The sequence below is a fragment of the Brevundimonas sp. SH203 genome, assembly GCF_002157625.1.
GTDB lineage: Bacteria > Pseudomonadota > Alphaproteobacteria > Caulobacterales > Caulobacteraceae > Brevundimonas.
Genome location: NZ_BDMM01000001.1, coordinates 59,654 through 77,560, shown reverse-complemented (window position 1 = coordinate 77,560; position 17,907 = coordinate 59,654). Strand labels below are relative to the sequence as shown.

Here is a 17,907-nt window from a genome sequence, read left to right as displayed (position 1 = left end):
AAACTTAGCCGTCCAGGTCGGGATACAGACGCTCGAATCGTCCGAGCGCGCCAGGGTGCAACCGCACCGTGACATGAGTGCGGCCAAGCTCGTCCGTATCGCGCGCCTTCACCCGGCCGTGTTCATAAAGCCAGGCCAGCGCCTCGCCCTGATGCGGCGCCAACGTCACCCGGGTTTCCGGGTCGTCGTCGATCAGGCCCGCAATGGTCTGGCGCAAGGGTTCGATCCCCTCGCCCGTCCAGGCCGAGACGGCGACCGCCTCGCCTTCCTTCGACAGACGTTCGGCCTGCCCCATCACGGCCTCACGCGCCTCGTCGTCCAGCAAGTCGATCTTGTTCCAGACCTCCAGCACCCGGCGCGTCTTGCCCTCGGGTGTCTCGATCTGTTTCAGCACCGCCTCGACGTCCCTGGCCTGGGCGTCGCTGTCGGCCGAAGCGATGTCGCGGACGTGCAGGATCAGATCGGCCTCGCCCACCTCCTCCAGCGTCGCGCGGAAGCTTTCGACCAGTTCGTGCGGCAGGTCGGAGATGAAACCGACGGTATCGGCCACGATGGCTGGCCGTCCCTGCGGCAGGCGGATCGTGCGCTGGGTCGTGTCCAGCGTCGCGAACAGCAGATCCTTGGCGAAGACCTCCGATCCCGTCAGCCGGTTGAACAGCGTCGACTTGCCCGCATTGGTGTAGCCGACCAGGGCGATGGTCGGGAACGGAACCTTCTGGCGCTGCTTGCGATGCAGGCCGCGCGTGCGGCGCACCTCCTCCAGTTCGGCCTTCAGACGCACGATCCGGTCGGCGATCAGGCGCCTATCCAACTCGATCTGGGTCTCGCCGGGACCGCCGGTCGAGCCGGTGCCGCCGCGTTGCCGCTCAAGGTGGGTCCAGGTCCGCACCAGACGCGAGCGTTCATAGTCCAGACGCGCCAGTTCGACCTGCAGCCGCCCTTCCTTGGTCCGCGCGCGGCGGCCGAAGATTTCCAGGATCAGGCCGGTGCGGTCGATGACCTTCACCTCCCACGCCTTTTCCAGATTGCGCTGCTGCACGGGGGTCAGGGCGTCGTCGATGATGACCGCCTCCGCATCCGCGGCGCGGACCAGGGCGGCCAGCTCCTCCACCTTGCCGCTTCCGAACAGGGTGGCGGGCGTGGTCCCACGCAATCGCACGATCTCTTCGGCGCGCACGTCGAGGTCCAGCGCGCGGGCCAGACCCACGGCCTCCTCAAGCCGTTCGCTGGCCAACCGGGGACTGTCGGAGCGTCGGTCGGGATGGATGACGACCGCCCGGATCAGAGGGACGGCGTGGTCGATCAGTTTTTGGGTCAATCAGTCTTCTTCGGCGTCGGGCTCGTACAGCTGCACGGGCGCGGACGGCATGATGGTGGAGATGGCGTGCTTGTACACCAGCTGGGACTGGCCATCGCGGCGCAGCAGCACACAGAAGTTGTCGAACCAGGTCACGATGCCCTGCAACTTGACCCCGTTGACCAGGAAGATGGTCAGCGGCGTCTTGGTCTTGCGAACCGAGTTGAGGAAGGTGTCCTGAAGGTTCTGACGTTTGTCTTGCGACATGGCAGGTTTTTCCTGTTCTTCGTTGTTCGTCGCCGGTGGTTCGGCGCGGGGCCGATGCGGCCGACGGCGACCTTAGCCGCCGCCCGCCCGCAGGGGCAACGGCCTAAATGGCCTCTCTGCGCGCCTGTTCAAGATAGACTTCGCGCAAACGGGTGGCGACCGGGCCAGGCTTTCCGTCGCCGATCCTGACTCCGTCCAGTGAGATCAAAGGCATGACGAAGGCGCTGGCGGCCGTGACGAAGACCTCGCGCGCGCGTTTGGCGTCCTCGACCGAGAACGGCCGCTCGTCCAGGGCGATCCCCTCGGCGGCGACCAGTTTCAGGATCGCTTCGCGCGTGATCCCGCGAAGGATGTTGGCCTGGGTGTCGCGCGTTCGCAGCCGCCCCTCTTCGTCCACGATCCAGGCGTTGGTCGAGGCGCCCTCCGTCACCAGGCCCATGTCGTCGTACATCAGGCATTCGTAAGCGCCGCGTTCGCGCGCCCCCTGTTTGGCCAGCACATTGGGCAGCAGGCCGACCGTCTTGATGTCGCATCGTCCCCAGCGAATGTCGGGCTGGGTCACGCCCGCCACGCCCCTGGCCGCCAGCGCCCGTCCGCGGGCCGGATCGATACATTTGGCCGTCACGATCACACTGGGCGCGATGTCGGCGGGAAAGGCGTGGTCGCGCGCGGCCGTGCCTCGCGTGACCTGCAGATAGACCATGCCCTCGCGCACGCGGTTGCGCCGCACCGTCTCGCGCAACACCACGCCCAGCGCCGCCGAGGTCATCGGAACTTCGATGCCGAGGGCGTCCAGACTGCGGTTCAGCCGCGTCATGTGGCCGTCGAAGTCGGCCAGCCGCCCGTCCATCACCGACCAGACCTCATAGACCCCGTCGGCGAACTGGAAGCCGCGATCCTCGACATGCACCACGGCCTGTCCATGCGGACTGTAGGCGCCGTTGACGTAGGCGATGCGCGACATCAGGCCGTTTCATCCTCTTCGCCGCCGCGCGCGGGCGAGACGCCCAGCGACTTCAGCTTTCTGTGCAGGGCCGACCGCTCCATGCCGATGAAGGCGGCGGTGCGCGAGATATTGCCGCCGAAACGCATGATCTGGGCCGCCAGATATTCACGCTCGAACACCTCTCGCGCCTCGCGCAGCGGCAGGGCGATGGTCCGCTCGCCGCCCAGGTTCGCGCTCCCGCCGTTCGAGGTCGCCACCTCCTGCGGCAGCATGTCGGCGGTGATGGTCTCGGCCGGATCGCCGGTCGCCAGGATCAGCAGCCGTTCGATATTGTTGCGCAGTTGCCGGATATTGCCGGGCCAGGGGTGAACCTGCAGCACCGCGACCGCATCCTCGCCAACGATCCGCCTGGGCAGGCCCTGGGCCGCGCTGATGGTGTCCACGAAATATTCGACCAGTTCGGCGATGTCCTCGCGCCGTTCCGATAGGGCCGGCACCCGGATCGGCACCACGTTCAGGCGGTGGAACAGGTCCTCGCGGAAGCGCCCCTCGGCGATCTCGCTTTTCAGGTCGCGCGAAGTGGAGGTCACAACCCGCACATCGACCTGAACGTCCTGTTCGCCGCCGACGCGGCGGAACCGCTGATCGACCAGGACGCGCAGGATGCGGCTCTGGCTCTCGCGCGGCATGTCGCTGATTTCGTCCAGATAAAGCGTGCCGTTGTGGGCGCGTTCGAACACGCCGATCTTGCGCGGTCGGCCGTCCTGTCCCTCTTCGCCGAACAGTTCGACGTCCAGCCTTTCCGGCGTCATGCCGGCGGCCGATATGGCCACGAACTCGGCGCGGGCGCGCGGGCTGCCTTCGTGAATCTGGCGCGCGACCAGTTCCTTGCCCGACCCGGCGGGGCCGGAAATCAGCACGCGGCTGTTGGCCTGGGCCACCTTGGCGATGGTGCCGCGCAGCGCCTGGGCCGCCTGCGACCGACCGATCAGGCCCGACGGCGTCATGGTCTGGGCGCGCAGGCGACGGTTCTCGCGCCTCAGGGTCGCCGCCTCGATGGCCCGTTCGACCACGACCACCAGCCGGTCCGACTTGAACGGCTTTTCGATGAAGTCATAGGCGCCGCGCTTGAGCGCCGTCACCGCCGTCTCGATATTACCGTGGCCCGAGATCATCACCACCGGCAGGTCCGGGTCCAGCTCCTTGATCACCTCCAGCAGCTCCAGCCCGTCCAGACCGCCGCCCTGCATCCAGATGTCCAGGATGGCCAGAGACGGCTTTCTGGCCCGGATGGCGGCCAGGGCCTCGTCGGAGTTGGCGGCGACGCGAACGGCGTGGCCCTCGTCCTCCAGCAGGCCGGAAACCAGGTCGCGGATGTCGGCTTCGTCGTCGACGACCAGAATGTCGGAACCGGTAGGTCGCATCTTGCCTCGCTATTCGGCGGCGACGGTCTGGAGCCTGCGCTCCACGCCGTCGCCGGCCTTGCCGTTGGGTTTCAGTGGGAAGATCATGCACACGCGCGCGCCGCGCAGACGTTCGGCGTCGGCCAGCTTCAGCTCGCCGCCGTGGTCCTCGCAGATGCGTTTGACGATGGCCAGGCCCAGGCCCGTGCCCTTCTCGCGCGTGGTGACATAGGGTTCGGTCAATCGATCGCGGTCGCGCGCCGGCAGGCCCACGCCGTCGTCCTCGATGACGAAGGTCGCGTGGCCATCTTCGACGGACAGGGAGGCGATCACGCCGGCGTCGTCGGACGCCGCATCCTCTCCCGCCGCCGCCCGGCGGGCCGCGACGGATTCGCCGGCGTTCTTCAGGATATTCAGCAGCGCCTGCCCCACCATCCGCCCGTCGCTTTCCAGCACGGCCTCGGGCAGGGGTTCGACGATGTCCACCACGATGTCGGGCGCAGCCACCCGCTGGGCGAACACCGCCTCGCGCAACATCTCAGACGGATTCGACGGGGCGAACCGCGGCGCCGGCATCCGGGCGAAGGACGAGAATTCGTCCACCATCCGGCCGATGTCCCCGACCTGGCGGATAATGGTGTCGGTGCAGCGGTCGAAAATCTCGACATCTTCGCCGATCCGCGCCCGATATTTGCGTTTCAGCCGCTCGGCCGACAGCTGGATCGGCGTCAGGGGGTTCTTGATCTCATGGGCGATGCGGCGGGCCACATCGCGCCAGGCGGCGTTGCGCTGGGCCGTGACCAGGCGGGTGATGTCGTCGAACGTCAGGACCATCTCGCCGCCCTGCCCGCCCTCGATGCGGACGCGCAGACGGCGGGTTTCGCCGTTGCGGCTGACGTCGATGTCTTCCTCGATATGGGCCTCGGCCCGGCGCACCAGATCGCTCAACTCCGGCGACACGGCCGCCAATTCGTGGCCCAGCACCTCGGCCTCTTCGATGTGCAGCAATTGCAGGGCGCTGTCGTTGATGGCGGACACCCGGCCGCGTCGGTCCAGACCGATCACGCCGGCGCTGACGCCCGACAGCACGGTTTCGATGAAATGGCTGCGATCCTGGGCCTCGTCGCTGGCCGCCTTCAGCGCGCTCTGCTGATCCTGCAGATCGCCGGTCATCCGGTTGAAGGCGTCCGACAGGGTGGCGATCTCGGCCGGAGCCCCGGCGCTGTCCACCCGCGCGGTCAGGTCGCCGCCGGCGATCTGACCCGCCGCCTTGACCAGCCGCCCGATGGGGGCGGAAATGCTGCTGGCCGCCGACATCCCCAGCCAGACGGCGCCCACCAGCACCAGGAGCGCCGTCTCCACATAGCTGAGGATAAAGGCCGACTGGATGCGCGCACGGCTCTCCTGCGCCTCGCGATAGCTTTCGATGGATTGCACGGCCGAACGCATCTGCGCCACCAGCCCCGGCGCCAGCGGTCGCACGACATACAGGAAGGCGTCGCCGTAACCCGGCAAGGGATAAAGGGCCCGGACGGTATCGGGGTTTTCCGTGACCTCGACCGGCGCTTCCTGTCCCTCCCCCGCGATTTCCAGCGCGGAGCGCGGCGGCGATATATAGGGCGGCGCGTTGGGCAGCGCGCCGGTGGCCAGGACTTCGCCCTGGCTGTTCAAAACATAAACGGCGGGATAGCCGAAGAATTCGGCGATCTGCGTCAGCGCGTCCGTGAACTGAATCCGATTGTCGAAAACCTGACGCGCGCCGCCCAGTTCGCTGGCCATGGTGCGGAGATCGCGCGTCATGTCGTTGCTGACATCCGCGATATAGGCCTTGCCGATCGACGCGCCGTTGTCGACCGAGGCGCTGACGTTCGCGCTGAACCACTGGTCCACGCCCCGGTTGACCAGCACGCCGAACACCAGGGCGATCAGAACGGACGGGATCAGCGCCACCATCGAGAACAGGGCCACGAACCGCAGATGCAGGCGCGATCCCGCCTCTTCCTTGCTGCGCGCCAGGGCCAGGACGCGACGGCCGACGATGAAGGCCAGCCCGGCGATCAGCACCAGATTGGCGATCAGCACGATCAGGGCGATCTCGCTGCTTGATCCGCGCGCGGCCCCGCCCCCGGAACCGGGGGCCACGGCGACCAGCCAGATCGCCGCCGCCGTGATCGCCACGGCCAGGAAATAGGCGACGCCGAAGCCGGTCCGCGCCCGTTCCGTATCGACCCACCCCCAGAACGACTCATCGTCCGGCATACGGCCGGGCGCAGGGGTCGTCGCTGAAGGCGTATCCGTCATGCCACAGCACTCTCCATCACCTGTGGCGCATATTCAACAACGGACTTGTCGATGAGCGGCAAATCCGATCGCCAAAGCGCGCTCATGGCCGCCTCGGCGGCATGCGGATCGTCCAACCGGCAAATTCTCGCCTTGGCCTCGCGGCGGTGTTGCGGATCGGCCGGCCACGGCGCCTGCTCAATGTACCAGCCCAGATGTTTGCGGAACATCTTCAGGCCCAGAGGCATCCCATAGAAGGCGATGGACGCCCACAGGTGTTCGACGACGATCGCCAACCGCGCCTCCGGCCCTGGCTCGTCCAACTCGACGCCGTCGCTCAGCGCGCGTTCCAGATGCGCCGCCAGCCAGGGCCGCCCATAGACGCCCCGCCCCAGCATCAGTCCATCCGCGCCCGACTGCGTCAGCGCCTGCCGCGCCGCCTCGGCCGTTATGATGTCGCCATTGACGATGACGGGAATGGCCACCGCCGCCTTGACCTCCCCCACCGCGTCCCAGTCGGCATGGCCGGTATAGAACTGTTTGCGGGTGCGGCCGTGAACCGTCACCGCCTTGACCCCGATCTGTTCGGCGCGTCGGGCCAGGTCGGCGGCGTTTTTGCTGTCGTCGTCCCATCCTAGCCGCATCTTGACCGTCACCGGCCGCGCGGTCGCCTGGACCACCGCCTCCATGATCCGACACGCCAGATCGGGCGTCCGCATCAGGGCCGACCCCGCCGCCGAACCCGTGACCTCCTTGGCCGGACAGCCGAAATTCAGATCGACGATGTCGGCCCCGGCCTTTTCGGCCATCCGCGCGCCCTCGGCCATCTGTTCGGGATCGCGCCCGACCAGCTGGATCACCGTCAGCGGCAGACCCGCTCCTACCGCCGCGCGACGCACCACATCGGGCCGGGCGCGCGCCAGTTCCTTGGCCGCCACCATCTCGGTCGCCACATAGGCGGCGCCCAGTCTGGACGCCAGCACGCGGAACGGCAGGTCGGTCACGCCCGTCATCGGCGCCATCAGCACCTGGCCGGGCACGGTCACGTCGCCGATCTGTAGGGTCTTGGCCATCCGCGCCTTTCGCAGCATCACGCCCCCCTTCGTCAAGCATGACCGGGGCCGATTGATGGTTTCGCCCCGTCGCGGCGCGCACTATCAAGGCCGCCATGACTTTTTCGGGCATCATCGTGGCGGCCGGCTCCGGCTCGCGCGCAGGCGGCGACAAACAGTGGCGGCTGCTGGGCGGCAAGCCGGTGCTGCGCTGGTCGGCCGAGGCGATGCGGGACGCGGGCGCCGCCGAGCTGATCGTGGTCGTGGTCCCCGGCGCCGAGGACCGCGCCGCCATGGCCCTGAACGGCCTGACCGGCTGGCGCGCCGTCGCCGGGGGCGACAACCGCGCCGATTCGGTGCGGGCGGGTCTGGCCGCCCTGACCTGCACGCCGGATCGACCCGTGCTGATCCATGATGCGGCGCGGCCGTTGCTGAGCGCCGAAATCATCGGCCGTCTGGTCATGGCGCTGGAGACGGCCGACGGCGCCCTGCCCGCCCTGGCCGTCGCCGACAGCCTGCGAAAGGCCCAGGACGGAGCCGTGACCCAGGCGGTGACTCGCGAGGATCTGTGGCGCGCCCAGACTCCTCAGGCCTTCAGACGCGGCGTGATCGAGGCCGCCTACGCCGCCTGGCCGGACCCCGATGCACCCGCCGACGAGGCCATGGTGGTCCAGCGCGCGGGCGGGCGCGTGGTTCTGGTCCCCGGCGATCCCCGCCTGCTGAAACTGACCTTCCCCGAGGATTTCGCCATGGCCGAGGCCCTGCTGTCGCAAGACGCCCCCCGCTACCAGACCCGCATCGGATCGGGCTACGATGTCCATCGCTGGGGGCCGGGCGGGCCGGTCCGGCTGTGCGGGATCGAAGTGCCGCACGATCAGACGCTGATCGGCCATTCCGACGCCGACGCCGGGCTGCACGCCCTGACCGACGCCATCCTGGGCGCCATCGCGGCCGGCGACATCGGCGACCATTTCCCGCCGACCGATCCGAAATGGAAGGGCGCGTCTTCCGATCAGTTCCTGATCCACGCCGCCGAACTGACGGCCCAGCGCGGGGGGCGGATCGTCAATGTGGATATCACCCTGATCTGCGAACGCCCCAAGGTTAAACCGCACCGCCAGGCCATGCGCGACCGCATCGCCGCCCTGCTGGACCTTCCGCTGGACGCCGTCAGCGTCAAGGCGACCACGACCGAGGGCCTGGGCTTCACCGGCCGTGGCGAAGGTCTGGCGGCCCAGGCCGTCGTCGCCGTCGAAATGCCAGTGCGTCAGCGCGAATAGCGCATCTGACGCACCAGCGAACCGAACAGATTGACATAGTCGTCCGTCCACGGACGAACCTCGGTCCTATCCAGCACGCGCCAGCGGCCGTCGTCGCGATACGGCTTCACCGCCGCCTCGCTCTTGCCGATCAGCAGGGCCTCGGTCGAGGCTTCGGCCATCTGGCCCTGCCCGGACTTCTCCAGATAGACCTGATGCAGGTTCGGCGCCGCCAGCGCCTGCGCCGCCGCCTCGGCCGGGCGGGTGATCTCCAGATTACGGTTGGACAGGTGCAGCACCACCACCCCGTCCGGCGACAGCAGCCGCAGATAGCCTCTGATCGCCTCGACCGTCAGCAGATGCGTCGGCACCGCGTCGGATGAGAAGGCGTCGATGATCAGCAGGTCATAGGAGCCGGCCGGCTCCCGGTCCATCGTCAGGCGCGCGTCGCCGATCACCGTCCGCACCGGCCCGTCGGCGCATCGGTCGATGAAGCTGAACCAGCGCGGATCGCGCGACAGCCGATCCACCATCGGATCGATTTCGAAGAAGGTCAGCCGATCCTGCTGACGCTTGTAGGCGGCCATGGCGCCCGATCCCTGACCGACCACACCGACCCGAGCGCCGTCCAGATGACGAGCCTGGGTCTGCAGCATCGCCTGACCCAGCGGCGTGGCGGTGGCGTAATACAGTGTCGGCTGGCAGATGCGTGTCTCGCCCTGCGCCTGGGCGCCATGCAGGGTCGTGCCGTGCATCAGCACGTGAACCGGCCCGCCCATCAGCGGATCGTCGATCCGCGCCACCCGCATGACGCCGAAGAAGCTGCGCTCCGAAAGCGCCCAGTCATAGCCCCTGGCCAGATGATACCCCGACCAGACGATGGCCCCCAGCACGAGGGCGAACAGCACGGCCCGATCCCGCACCAGAAAGGCGAACAGGGCCGCGATTCCGAGAATGGCCTGGGCGAAGCGGATCAACTGGGCGTCCGGCACGGCCGCGCGAATATCGGGGGCATAGCGCACCGCCTCCATCGACACGGGGCCCAGGAAGGCGATCACCACCCCGGCGACGGCGCAGATGATCTCCCACTGCCGCATCTCGCGCCGGCTCCACGGCCTCAGCAGGGCCGCCGCGACCAGGACCAGCGGATATTCCCACACCATGTTGAACACCATCGGCGCGATCAGGCCGTTGAAGGCCCCGCCGATCACCCCGCCCAGCGACAGCAGCAGATAGAACTCCGTCAACCGATCCGGCGGCGGACGCCGGGCCGCCAGCCGCTGATGACACATCAGGGCCGTGAAAAAGAAGGCCGCCAGATTGACGGTGAACACCAGCAGCCACTCGCCTGTGCGAAAGGCGATCAGGGCCGCGCACGCCGCCGCCATGGCGCCCTGCAACACCAAGGCGACGACGGGCGGAACGGCCGGCCGGGTCTGGAAGGCGATCACGAAGGTCAGCAGATACAGGGCCAGCGGGATCACCCACAGGAAGGGCGCCGACGCTACATCCGTCGTCAGATGCGCCGTCACCCCCAGCATCAGGCTGGACGGCGCGGCGGCCAGCAGCACAAGCATCCCCTTTTCGCGCCAGGCGATGGGCACGCTGACGGCTAAAGGCGCCGGTTCGACGGCCCCGGCCTCGCGCCGACGCCAGACCAGCAGGCCCAGCCCGATCACCATGGCCACGAACAGGCCATAGCCCAGGCTCCACCCCAGCCGCTGGCCCGACAGGCTGGCCAGGGGCTCGATCAGGACCGGATAGGCCAGGAGCGCCAGGAAGCTGCCCAGGTTGGATGCGGCGTAGAGAACGTAAGGATTGGCCCCGTCCGCCTGATCCGCCCGCACCCGCGCATACCAAGCCTGCAACAGCGGCGCCGTCGCTGACAGCACCGCGAACGGCGCCCCGATCGACACCGCCAGGGTGGCCAGAAGCCACAGGGCCGGCTGCGCCCCATCGGGATCGCCGAACACCCCGCTGATCCTCAGCGGCAGGAACAGCGCCGCCAGCACCAGCAAGGCCAGATGCGCCGCCACCTGCGCCCTCAGGCTCGCCAGACGCTGCAACAGATGAGCGTAGGCGTATCCCGTCAGAAGCGCGGTCTGGAAGAAGACCATCGAGGCGTTCCATACTGACGGCGACCCGCCCAGCGTCGGTAGGATCAGCTTGGCCGCCATCGGCTGAACCACGAAGACCAGACAGGCCGAGGTGAAGATGGCCACGGCGAACAGGATCGGCGCCACGGGATCGGCCGCCCGTCCGACGGGGCGCAACGGTTCGACAGCCTCGGTCATGCCTCTGGTTAGAGCGGGGTTCGCGGCCTATGGAAAGCCCATGTTCCCCGAAGACATCCAGCGCCTGGCGCAACAGATCGTCGCAATCGCGACCGAACGCGGCCTGATGGCGGCGACGGCCGAAAGTTGCACCGGCGGACTGGTCGCCGCCGCCCTGACGGCCGTTCCCGGATCGTCCGCCGTCCTGGATCGCGGCTTCGTCACCTACAGCAACGACGCCAAGATGCAGATGCTGGACGTGCCCGAAGACACCTTGATCCACCACGGCGCGGTGTCCGAAGCGACGGCCCGGGCCATGGCGACCGGCGCGGCGGCTCGCTCGCGGGCGCAGGTGTCGGTGTCCGTCACTGGCGTGGCCGGGCCAGGCGGCGGATCGAAGGAGAAGCCGGTCGGCCTCGTTCATTTCGCGGCGTGCGGTCCATCGGGCGTCGTCCACCGCGAGATGCGGTTCGGCGGCATCGGCCGCGACGCCGTGCGCCTGGCCAGTGTGCGCGTGGCGCTGGAACTGCTGGCGGACCGACTGGCGTGAGCGACGCCCCCGTCGTCGTCGACGCGCGCGGCCATCGCTGCCCCGTCCCCAGCCTCAGACTGATGAAGGCGATGCAGGACGCCGTCCCCGGCGCGCGATTCGTCCTGTTGGCGACCGATCCGATGGCCCGGATCGACGTGCCTTTTATGATGTCTCAGAAGGGCGGAAAGGTCGTCGCCATCGAAGAGGCGGACGGAGGTTTACGCCTTACTATCGAGACCGGCGGCTGGCTCGACGCTCCGACAGATTGACCACGCTGGCCGGCGCCGCCTCCTGATCCGCCTGTTTCTTGGCGGCCAGCTCCATTTCGGTGGCGAAGGCGCCGCCATAGAAGATGGCGTTGACGTTCCACGACAGCCAGATCAGCAGCACCACCACCGCGCCGACCGACCCATAGGTGGCCCCCAGCGGCGCGATCTGCTCGACATAGATGGCGCACAGCCAGGACGACACCACCGACATCAGCGTGGCCACCAGACCGCCCACGGCGGCCGGCAGCCAGGCGACCGGCGTCCGGTGGCTCATGGCGTAGCGATAGAGCAGCGTCAGGCCGATCGCCAGGCCGATGGCGGGCAGGAAGTCATCCAGCGGCGCCATGGCGCGATCCGGCGCCCCCGAGGCGGCGAATGAGGCATGGGCCAGTATCCGCACCGTCACCACCGCGCCCGAAACCACGGTGAACAGGGCGAAGGCGACGACGGCGACGAAGAAGGCCAGCAGATTGAACTTGAAGAAACCGTGCGGCTCCGTCTCGTCATGAATCAGGTTCAGTCCCGCCAACAACGCCTTGAATCCCCTATGCGCGGCATAGGCCCCGACGAACAGGGCGAAGGCGCTCTGGGCCGAGACGGTGCGGGCCGAGGCGTTGCTCAACCGGGCGATCTCGTCCTGAAAAATGGTCTGCGCGGCGTTGGGCAACAGGTCCGACAGCGCGGCCGCCTGGGCGCTGACCTCGCTGATCGACAGACCCAGCTTGTAGAAGCCGATCAGGATGGCGATGGCCGGAAACACCGCCAGCAGGGCGAAGAACGACACCCCGCCCGTATAGAGCATGACGTCGCGCCCCCAACTGCGGGTAAAGGCCCTGACGGCCAGTCCGCCCCAGAATCCGGGCGCCTTCAGCACCGATCGTGTCAGCTGTTCGCTCAAGCCGGTCCCCACAACCGTTACTGCAAGCGGCGGAACCTAGCGGATTCCGTCGTCGGTGAAAGTCTCATCCGCGTGAGGACGGTCTTTCCACGACGAAGGCGCGACGAGGCCGGTCGTGACATTGCATCCTTAACACCCTCGTCGGTATGGTCCGCCCGCGTCGCGCCCGACCGGGGCGCGGCGGCTTACGGAGACGACCGGCTTGGCTTTCGACGCGCGCGTATTGATCCTGGCGGCCGACGACGGCCGGATCGGGCCGCTCGCCGCCGGGCTGGACGCCTTGGGGTGGCGCACGGTGACGGCGCGCGACGTCGTCTCGGGCGAGATGACGCTGAAGGACTTCCCTTTGGAGGCGGCCGTCGTCGACATCCAGAGCATGGGCGAGGACGTCGCCCTTCGCCTGCGCGCCGCCGCCGAACCCCGCCGCCTGCCCATTCTGGTGATCGGCGCCCGACCCGACAGCATCGACGGCGCCGACATGACCATGTCGGTGCCGCCCCATCCCGCCCAGGCGGCGCTTCGGCTGGAGCAGTTGGGCCGCGCCGCCATCGCCGAGGAAGAGTTTCGCCTGCGCGTCGCCACCTTCGCCACGCGCGGCGTGACGCTGGACGCCCGCCCCCATGACGACGCCCCGTTGCGTGTTCTGGCCGCCGGGGTGGCCGACCGCCGCTTCCTGGCCCTGTCCAACGCCCTGACCGCCGCAGGCGTCGAGGTGATCGCCGCCCCGACCCCCTACACCGCTTTCGACTATCTGCACGAAAGCCCCTTCGACGCCGCCGTCCTGTGGGGCGCCCAGGATCACGCCCCGGCCCTGTCCATCGCGGCGGGCATGAAGCGCAACACCCGCCTCTATCACATCCCGCTGATGCTCTATCTGCGCGGCAGGAACGAGATCAGCCTGTCGGAGCTGTTCAATCGCGGCTTCGCCGACGTCGCCTCGGTCGATACGCCGGAAGGCGAGACGGCCGAGCGGATTCTGGCGCTGGCCGGCGCTCACCGCACCCATCTGGGCATCCGAAGGACGCTGGATTCGGTCCGCAGTCTGGAGCTGATGGACCCCGAGACGGGCCTGTTCACCCCCGAACTGTTCGCCGGCCATCTGGCGCGCGTGGCCGAGGCGTCACGGGCGCGCAAACGCCCCTTGTCGGTCTGCGTCCTGCGGGTGCGAGAGACCGAGGCCGTCACCTGGGCGCGCCAGGGCGGCTGGCTGGACCGCGCCATGCCCCAGATCGGGGCGATGGTCTCGCGTCTGGTCCGTGTGGAGGATACGCCGGCGCGGCTGGCCAAGGAGGTCTTCGCCCTGGCCCTGCCCGCCACCCATGCCGAACCGGCGCGGTTAGCCGCCGAGCGGATCGCTGCCGTCATCGGCTGCACGGCCTTCGACGCCGGCCCGGACCGTTCGCCGTTCGTCGCCGAATTCGACGTGGGCGCTGCCGAGATGCGGCCGGACGAAAGCGCCGCCGTCCTTTTGGAACGCGCCTCTGCCGACCTGTACGAAAAGACGCGCTGAGGAGGCTTTACGCCCCCGCCACCCGCGCCAGATCGGCGGTGATCCGTTCGGCCACCTTCAGCCGATCCTCGGCCGTCGGCCAGTCGCCCGACACCACGATCTTCTGATCCGGCCTGATCTTCCAGAAGGCGTGGTTCTTCTGGATCAGCCCCACCAACCCGACCGGATTGGGGAAGCTGTTGTCCCGCAGCGTCAGCACCGCCCCGCGCGGCCCGATGTCGATCTTCTCGATACAGGCGCGGCGGCAGTTCGACTTGATGCCGACGATCTTCAGCAGCTGCTGCGCCTCGTCCGGCAGCGGCCCGAAACGGTCGATCAACTCGGCGGCCAGGGCTTCGCGATCCTCGCTCTGCTCGGCGTCGGACAGACGGCGATAAAGGCTCAGACGCACGTTCAGGTCTGGCACGTAATCCTCTGGAATTAGGACCGAAGCGCCGACATTGATCGACGGCGACCAGCCGCGATCCACCGCCACGCCCTCGCCCTTCTCCTTCAGCTCGGCGACCGCGTCCTCCAGCATCTGCTGATACAGTTCGACGCCCACCTCGCGGATGTGGCCAGACTGTTCGTCGCCCAGCAGATTGCCGCCGCCCCGCTGATCCAGGTCGTGGCTGGCCAGCTGGAAACCGGCCCCCAGATTGTCCAGCGACTGCAGAACCTGCAGGCGCCGCTCGGCCGACAGGGTCATCGGCTTGATCGGATCGGAGGTCAGATAGGCGAAGGCCCGCGCCTTGGACCGGCCAACGCGCCCCCGGATCTGGTAGAGTTGCGCCAGGCCGAACATGTCGGCGCGGTGGACGACCAGCGTGTTTGCCGTCGGAATATCCAACCCGCTCTCGACGATGGTGGTCGAGACCAGCACATCGTATTCCCCGTCGTAGAAGGCGCTCATCACCTCCTCCAGCTGGGTCGCGCTCATCTGGCCGTGGCCGACGACGAACTTCACCTCCGGGACCTGCTCGCGCAGGAACTTCTCGATGTCCGGCAGGTCCTTCAGGCGCGGCGCGACATAGTAGGCCTGCCCCCCGCGATATTTCTCGCGCAGCAAGGCCTCGCGCACCAGCACCGGGTCCCACGGCGTCACATAGGTCCGCACCGCCAGACGGTCGACCGGCGGCGTGGCGATGATCGACATTTCGCGAATGCCGGTCAGGGCCATCTGCAGGGTGCGCGGGATCGGCGTGGCGGTCAGAGTCAGCAGATGCACGTCGGCCCGCAGCGTCTTCAGCTTCTCCTTGTGCTTGACGCCGAAATGCTGCTCCTCGTCCACGATCACCAGGCCCAGATCGCGGAAGCCGACCTGTTCGGCCAGAACCGCATGGGTGCCGACCACGATCTCGACAGAGCCGTCCTTCAGACCGGCGCGCGTCTCCGTCGCCTCCTTGCCCGTCACCATCCGCGACAGCTGGCGCACCTTGACCGGCCAGCCCGCGAATCGTTCGGTGAATGTCTTGTAGTGCTGGCGCGCCAACAGGGTCGTCGGGGCCACCACCGCCACCTGCTGCCCGGTCATGGCCACGACGAAGGCGGCCCGCAGCGCCACCTCGGTCTTGCCGAAACCGACATCGCCGCAGATCAGGCGATCCATCGGCACGCCCTTGCCCAGATCCTCCAGCACGTCGCCGATGGCGTTCAGCTGATCGTCCGTCTCCTCATAGGGGAAGCGCGCGCAGAATTCGGCGAACAGGCCCGGCGGCGGAGTCACGGCCTCCGTCTCGCGCAGCGCCCGCTTGGCGGCCAGGGCGATCAGCCCCTCGGCCATGGCGCGCAGCCGCTCCTTGGCCTTGGCCTTGCGCGCCTGCCACCCCGCCCCGCCCAGCCGATCCAGCTGCGCCCCTTCGGAATCCGAGCCGTAGCGGGTCAGAAGGTCGATGTTCTCGACCGGGAGATAGAGTTTGCTCTCCCCGGCGTACATCAGCTCCAGACAGTCGTGGGGCGCCTGCTGGATATCCAGCGTCTTCAAGCCCTCGTAGCGGCCGATGCCGTGATCCAGATGGACCACCAGATCGCCGGTCGTCAGGGCCGAGGCCTCGGCCAGGAAGTTCGAGGCGCGGCGTTTCTTGCGCGGCCGCGCCAGCCGGTCGCCCAGGATGTCGGTCTCGGAGATCACCGCCACATCGTCGGTGACGAAACCATGCTCGACCGGCAGAACCCCGCGCAGATACAAATCCTTCGGCGCGGTCTGAACATCGGCCCATTCACGCACGGCGACGATGTGATCCAGACCGTGATCGGCCAACATGGTCGCCAGCCGCTCGGACGAGCCTTCGGTCCAGCTGGCGAACAGAACGCGCCGCCCGTCCGCCTTCAGCGCCTGGGCGTGATCGGCGACGGCCTGGAACAGATTGACGCTGTCCTGCGCGCGCTCGGCGGCGAACGTCCGCCCCAGCCGCCCGCCAGCGTCCTCTCCGCCGTTCGAGAAGGGCGTGAACCGCCGCACGGCTCGGCCCGCCAGCGCCTGGTTCCAGTCGCCCGCATCCATATAGAGTTGTTTCGGCGGCAAGGCCCGATTGGCCACCGCCCCGCCCTTCGCCCGCGCCGCCTCTGCCCGCGCCTCATAGGCGTCGGCGACCAGGTCCCACCGCTCGCCGCGCGCCGTTTCGACCTGATTGTCCAGGAAGACCTGCGCCTGATCCGGCAGATAGTCGAACAGGGTGTCCAGCGTCTCGTAGAACAGCGGCAGCCACTGCTCCATGCCTTGACGCCGCGCGCCCTCGCTGATCGTCGCATACAGGGGATCGTCGCCCGGCGCCCCGAACAGGTTCAGATAGCCGGTGCGGAACCGCGAAATGGCCTCGGCGTCCAGCAGGGCTTCCGACACCGGCGCCAGCGAAACCGCCTTCATCTGCCCCGTCGAACGCTGGGTTTCGGGATCGAAGGTGCGGATCGATTCCAGCTCGGAGCCGAACATGTCCAGCCGCACCGGCTCGGCGAAGCCCGGCGGATAGACGTCCACCACCCCGCCGCGCACCGCGAACTCGCCGCGTTCCGAAACCGTCGAGGCGCGGACATAGCCGTTGGCGGCGAAATACCGCTCCAGCGCCTGAATATCGAGGTCGCGTCCGACCTTGGTTTCGAACCCCGCCTGCAAGGTCACGGACCGGGGCGGCGTCCGCTGCATGGCCGCCGAAATGGTGGTGACAACCAGCACAGGCGCATCTCCGGGCTTGCGCCGGGCCAGCCGCGTCAGGGTCGCCATCCGCTGGGCCGCGATGCCCGCCGTCGGGCTTAGCCGGTCATAGGGCAGGCAGTCCCATGCCGGATATTCCAGCACTTCAATATCTTGCGAGAAGAACTGAAACGCCTGAACGAAGGCGCCGGACCGCTGATAATCCCGCGCGACGAACAGGGCGACACCGCCCGCCGCCTTCAACCGTTCGGCCGTAATCAGGGCGTCCAGCCCCTCCGGCGCCCCGCCCAGATCGGCGTCGATCCGCATCACCCGCTGATCCATCAACCGATACCCTTGCTGACTTCGGCCGCGACATGGGCGCGCATGAAGGCCCGCACCTTGGCCATCACCGTGGTTTCGAACTCCGGCGGCGTCGGCTCACGTTCGATGATCCAACCATAGAGCCACTGGTCTTCCTCCGCGATCAGCCGCTCATACTCGTCCAACTCAGCGTCGCTGAGGGTCGGCGCCACCTGATCCGAGAACGGCCCCAGAGCCATGTCCGCCTCGCGGAATCCCCGCCGCCAGGACCGGAACTGGATGCGGCCCAGCCGTTGCCGGCGTTCCTGGGTCATTTCGCCTTCGGGGCGCGCGTCGATTTCGGCCACAAGAATCCTTGCCCGTTGAATATGCCGATGCGCTCAGACAGCGAACCGCCGCGCGGCGAGCGTTAGCGCACCAGGAATGGAAGAAGCGCAGATAGCGTTCCTCGCCCTGTTTCGCCACCCATCATGGTCACGCTATGTTCA

The 17,907-nt window shown here is 68.1% G+C and carries 14 protein-coding genes; 4 read left to right on the top strand and 10 right to left on the bottom strand.

Annotated elements, in window-relative coordinates; all coding sequences use genetic code 11:
- Positions 1-4: 4 nt before the first annotated feature.
- The 6 genes from hflX to dusB form a co-directional block, all read right to left on the bottom strand.
- A complete protein-coding gene (hflX, locus tag SH203_RS00295; protein WP_087118894.1) occupies positions 5-1,318 on the bottom strand; it encodes a GTPase HflX in 1,314 nt (437 codons plus the stop codon).
- Positions 1,319-1,564, bottom strand: coding sequence for an RNA chaperone Hfq (gene hfq, locus SH203_RS00290; RefSeq protein ID WP_003164861.1), 246 nt, complete (start codon positions 1,562-1,564; stop codon positions 1,319-1,321).
- 103 nt (positions 1,565-1,667) lie between these two features.
- Positions 1,668-2,528 (bottom strand): D-amino-acid transaminase, encoded by an 861-nt coding sequence (locus SH203_RS00285; protein WP_087118893.1) that lies wholly within the window; start codon positions 2,526-2,528, stop codon positions 1,668-1,670.
- On the bottom strand, positions 2,528-3,934 hold the full coding sequence (locus SH203_RS00280; protein ID WP_087118892.1) for a sigma-54 dependent transcriptional regulator: 1,407 nt from the start codon (positions 3,932-3,934) through the stop codon (positions 2,528-2,530). The genes SH203_RS00285 and SH203_RS00280 overlap by 1 nt, the downstream gene beginning before the upstream one ends.
- A gap of 9 nt (positions 3,935-3,943) precedes the next feature.
- Entirely contained in the window at positions 3,944-6,214 is a 2,271-nt protein-coding gene (locus tag SH203_RS00275; RefSeq protein WP_087118891.1) for a PAS domain-containing sensor histidine kinase, read from the bottom strand.
- Complete coding sequence (gene dusB / locus SH203_RS00270) at positions 6,211-7,266, bottom strand: tRNA dihydrouridine synthase DusB (RefSeq protein ID WP_200808785.1); 1,056 nt, start codon at positions 7,264-7,266, stop codon at positions 6,211-6,213. Before dusB ends, SH203_RS00275 begins: the two co-directional genes overlap by 4 nt.
- Positions 7,267-7,361: 95 nt before the next feature.
- Here dusB and SH203_RS00265 point away from each other — a divergent pair, with 95 nt between their 5' ends.
- Entirely contained in the window at positions 7,362-8,525 is a 1,164-nt protein-coding gene (locus tag SH203_RS00265; protein WP_087118889.1) for a bifunctional 2-C-methyl-D-erythritol 4-phosphate cytidylyltransferase/2-C-methyl-D-erythritol 2,4-cyclodiphosphate synthase, read from the top strand.
- Here SH203_RS00265 and SH203_RS00260 read toward each other — a convergent pair.
- Positions 8,513-10,798 (bottom strand): spermidine synthase, encoded by a 2,286-nt coding sequence (locus tag SH203_RS00260; RefSeq protein ID WP_087118888.1) that lies wholly within the window; start codon positions 10,796-10,798, stop codon positions 8,513-8,515. The genes SH203_RS00265 and SH203_RS00260 overlap by 13 nt on opposite strands.
- 40 nt (positions 10,799-10,838) lie before the next feature.
- On the opposite strand from SH203_RS00260, the gene SH203_RS00255 reads away from it, so the two are divergent.
- Both SH203_RS00255 and SH203_RS00250 read left to right on the top strand, forming a co-directional pair.
- Positions 10,839-11,327, top strand: coding sequence for a CinA family protein (locus SH203_RS00255; protein ID WP_087119515.1), 489 nt, complete (start codon positions 10,839-10,841; stop codon positions 11,325-11,327).
- Entirely contained in the window at positions 11,324-11,578 is a 255-nt protein-coding gene (locus SH203_RS00250) for a sulfurtransferase TusA family protein (RefSeq protein WP_087118887.1), read from the top strand. Before SH203_RS00255 ends, SH203_RS00250 begins: the two co-directional genes overlap by 4 nt.
- Here SH203_RS00250 and SH203_RS00245 read toward each other — a convergent pair.
- Positions 11,538-12,476, bottom strand: a complete 939-nt coding sequence (locus SH203_RS00245; protein ID WP_234989319.1) for a YihY/virulence factor BrkB family protein — start codon at positions 12,474-12,476, stop codon at positions 11,538-11,540. The two genes, SH203_RS00250 and SH203_RS00245, sit on opposite strands and share 41 nt — an antisense overlap.
- Before the next feature lie 202 nt (positions 12,477-12,678).
- On the opposite strand from SH203_RS00245, the gene SH203_RS00240 reads away from it, so the two are divergent.
- Positions 12,679-13,986: a diguanylate cyclase domain-containing protein gene (locus SH203_RS00240; protein ID WP_087118885.1), complete on the top strand. Its 1,308-nt coding sequence runs from the start codon at positions 12,679-12,681 to the stop codon at positions 13,984-13,986.
- A gap of 7 nt (positions 13,987-13,993) precedes the next feature.
- On the opposite strand, the gene mfd is transcribed toward SH203_RS00240, so the two are convergent.
- Both mfd and SH203_RS00230 read right to left on the bottom strand, forming a co-directional pair.
- A complete protein-coding gene (gene mfd / locus SH203_RS00235; RefSeq protein WP_087118884.1) occupies positions 13,994-17,440 on the bottom strand; it encodes a transcription-repair coupling factor in 3,447 nt (1,148 codons plus the stop codon).
- A complete protein-coding gene (locus tag SH203_RS00230) occupies positions 17,440-17,766 on the bottom strand; it encodes a succinate dehydrogenase assembly factor 2 (protein ID WP_087118883.1) in 327 nt (108 codons plus the stop codon). The genes mfd and SH203_RS00230 overlap by 1 nt, the downstream gene beginning before the upstream one ends.
- Between the last annotated feature and the right edge of the window lie 141 nt (positions 17,767-17,907).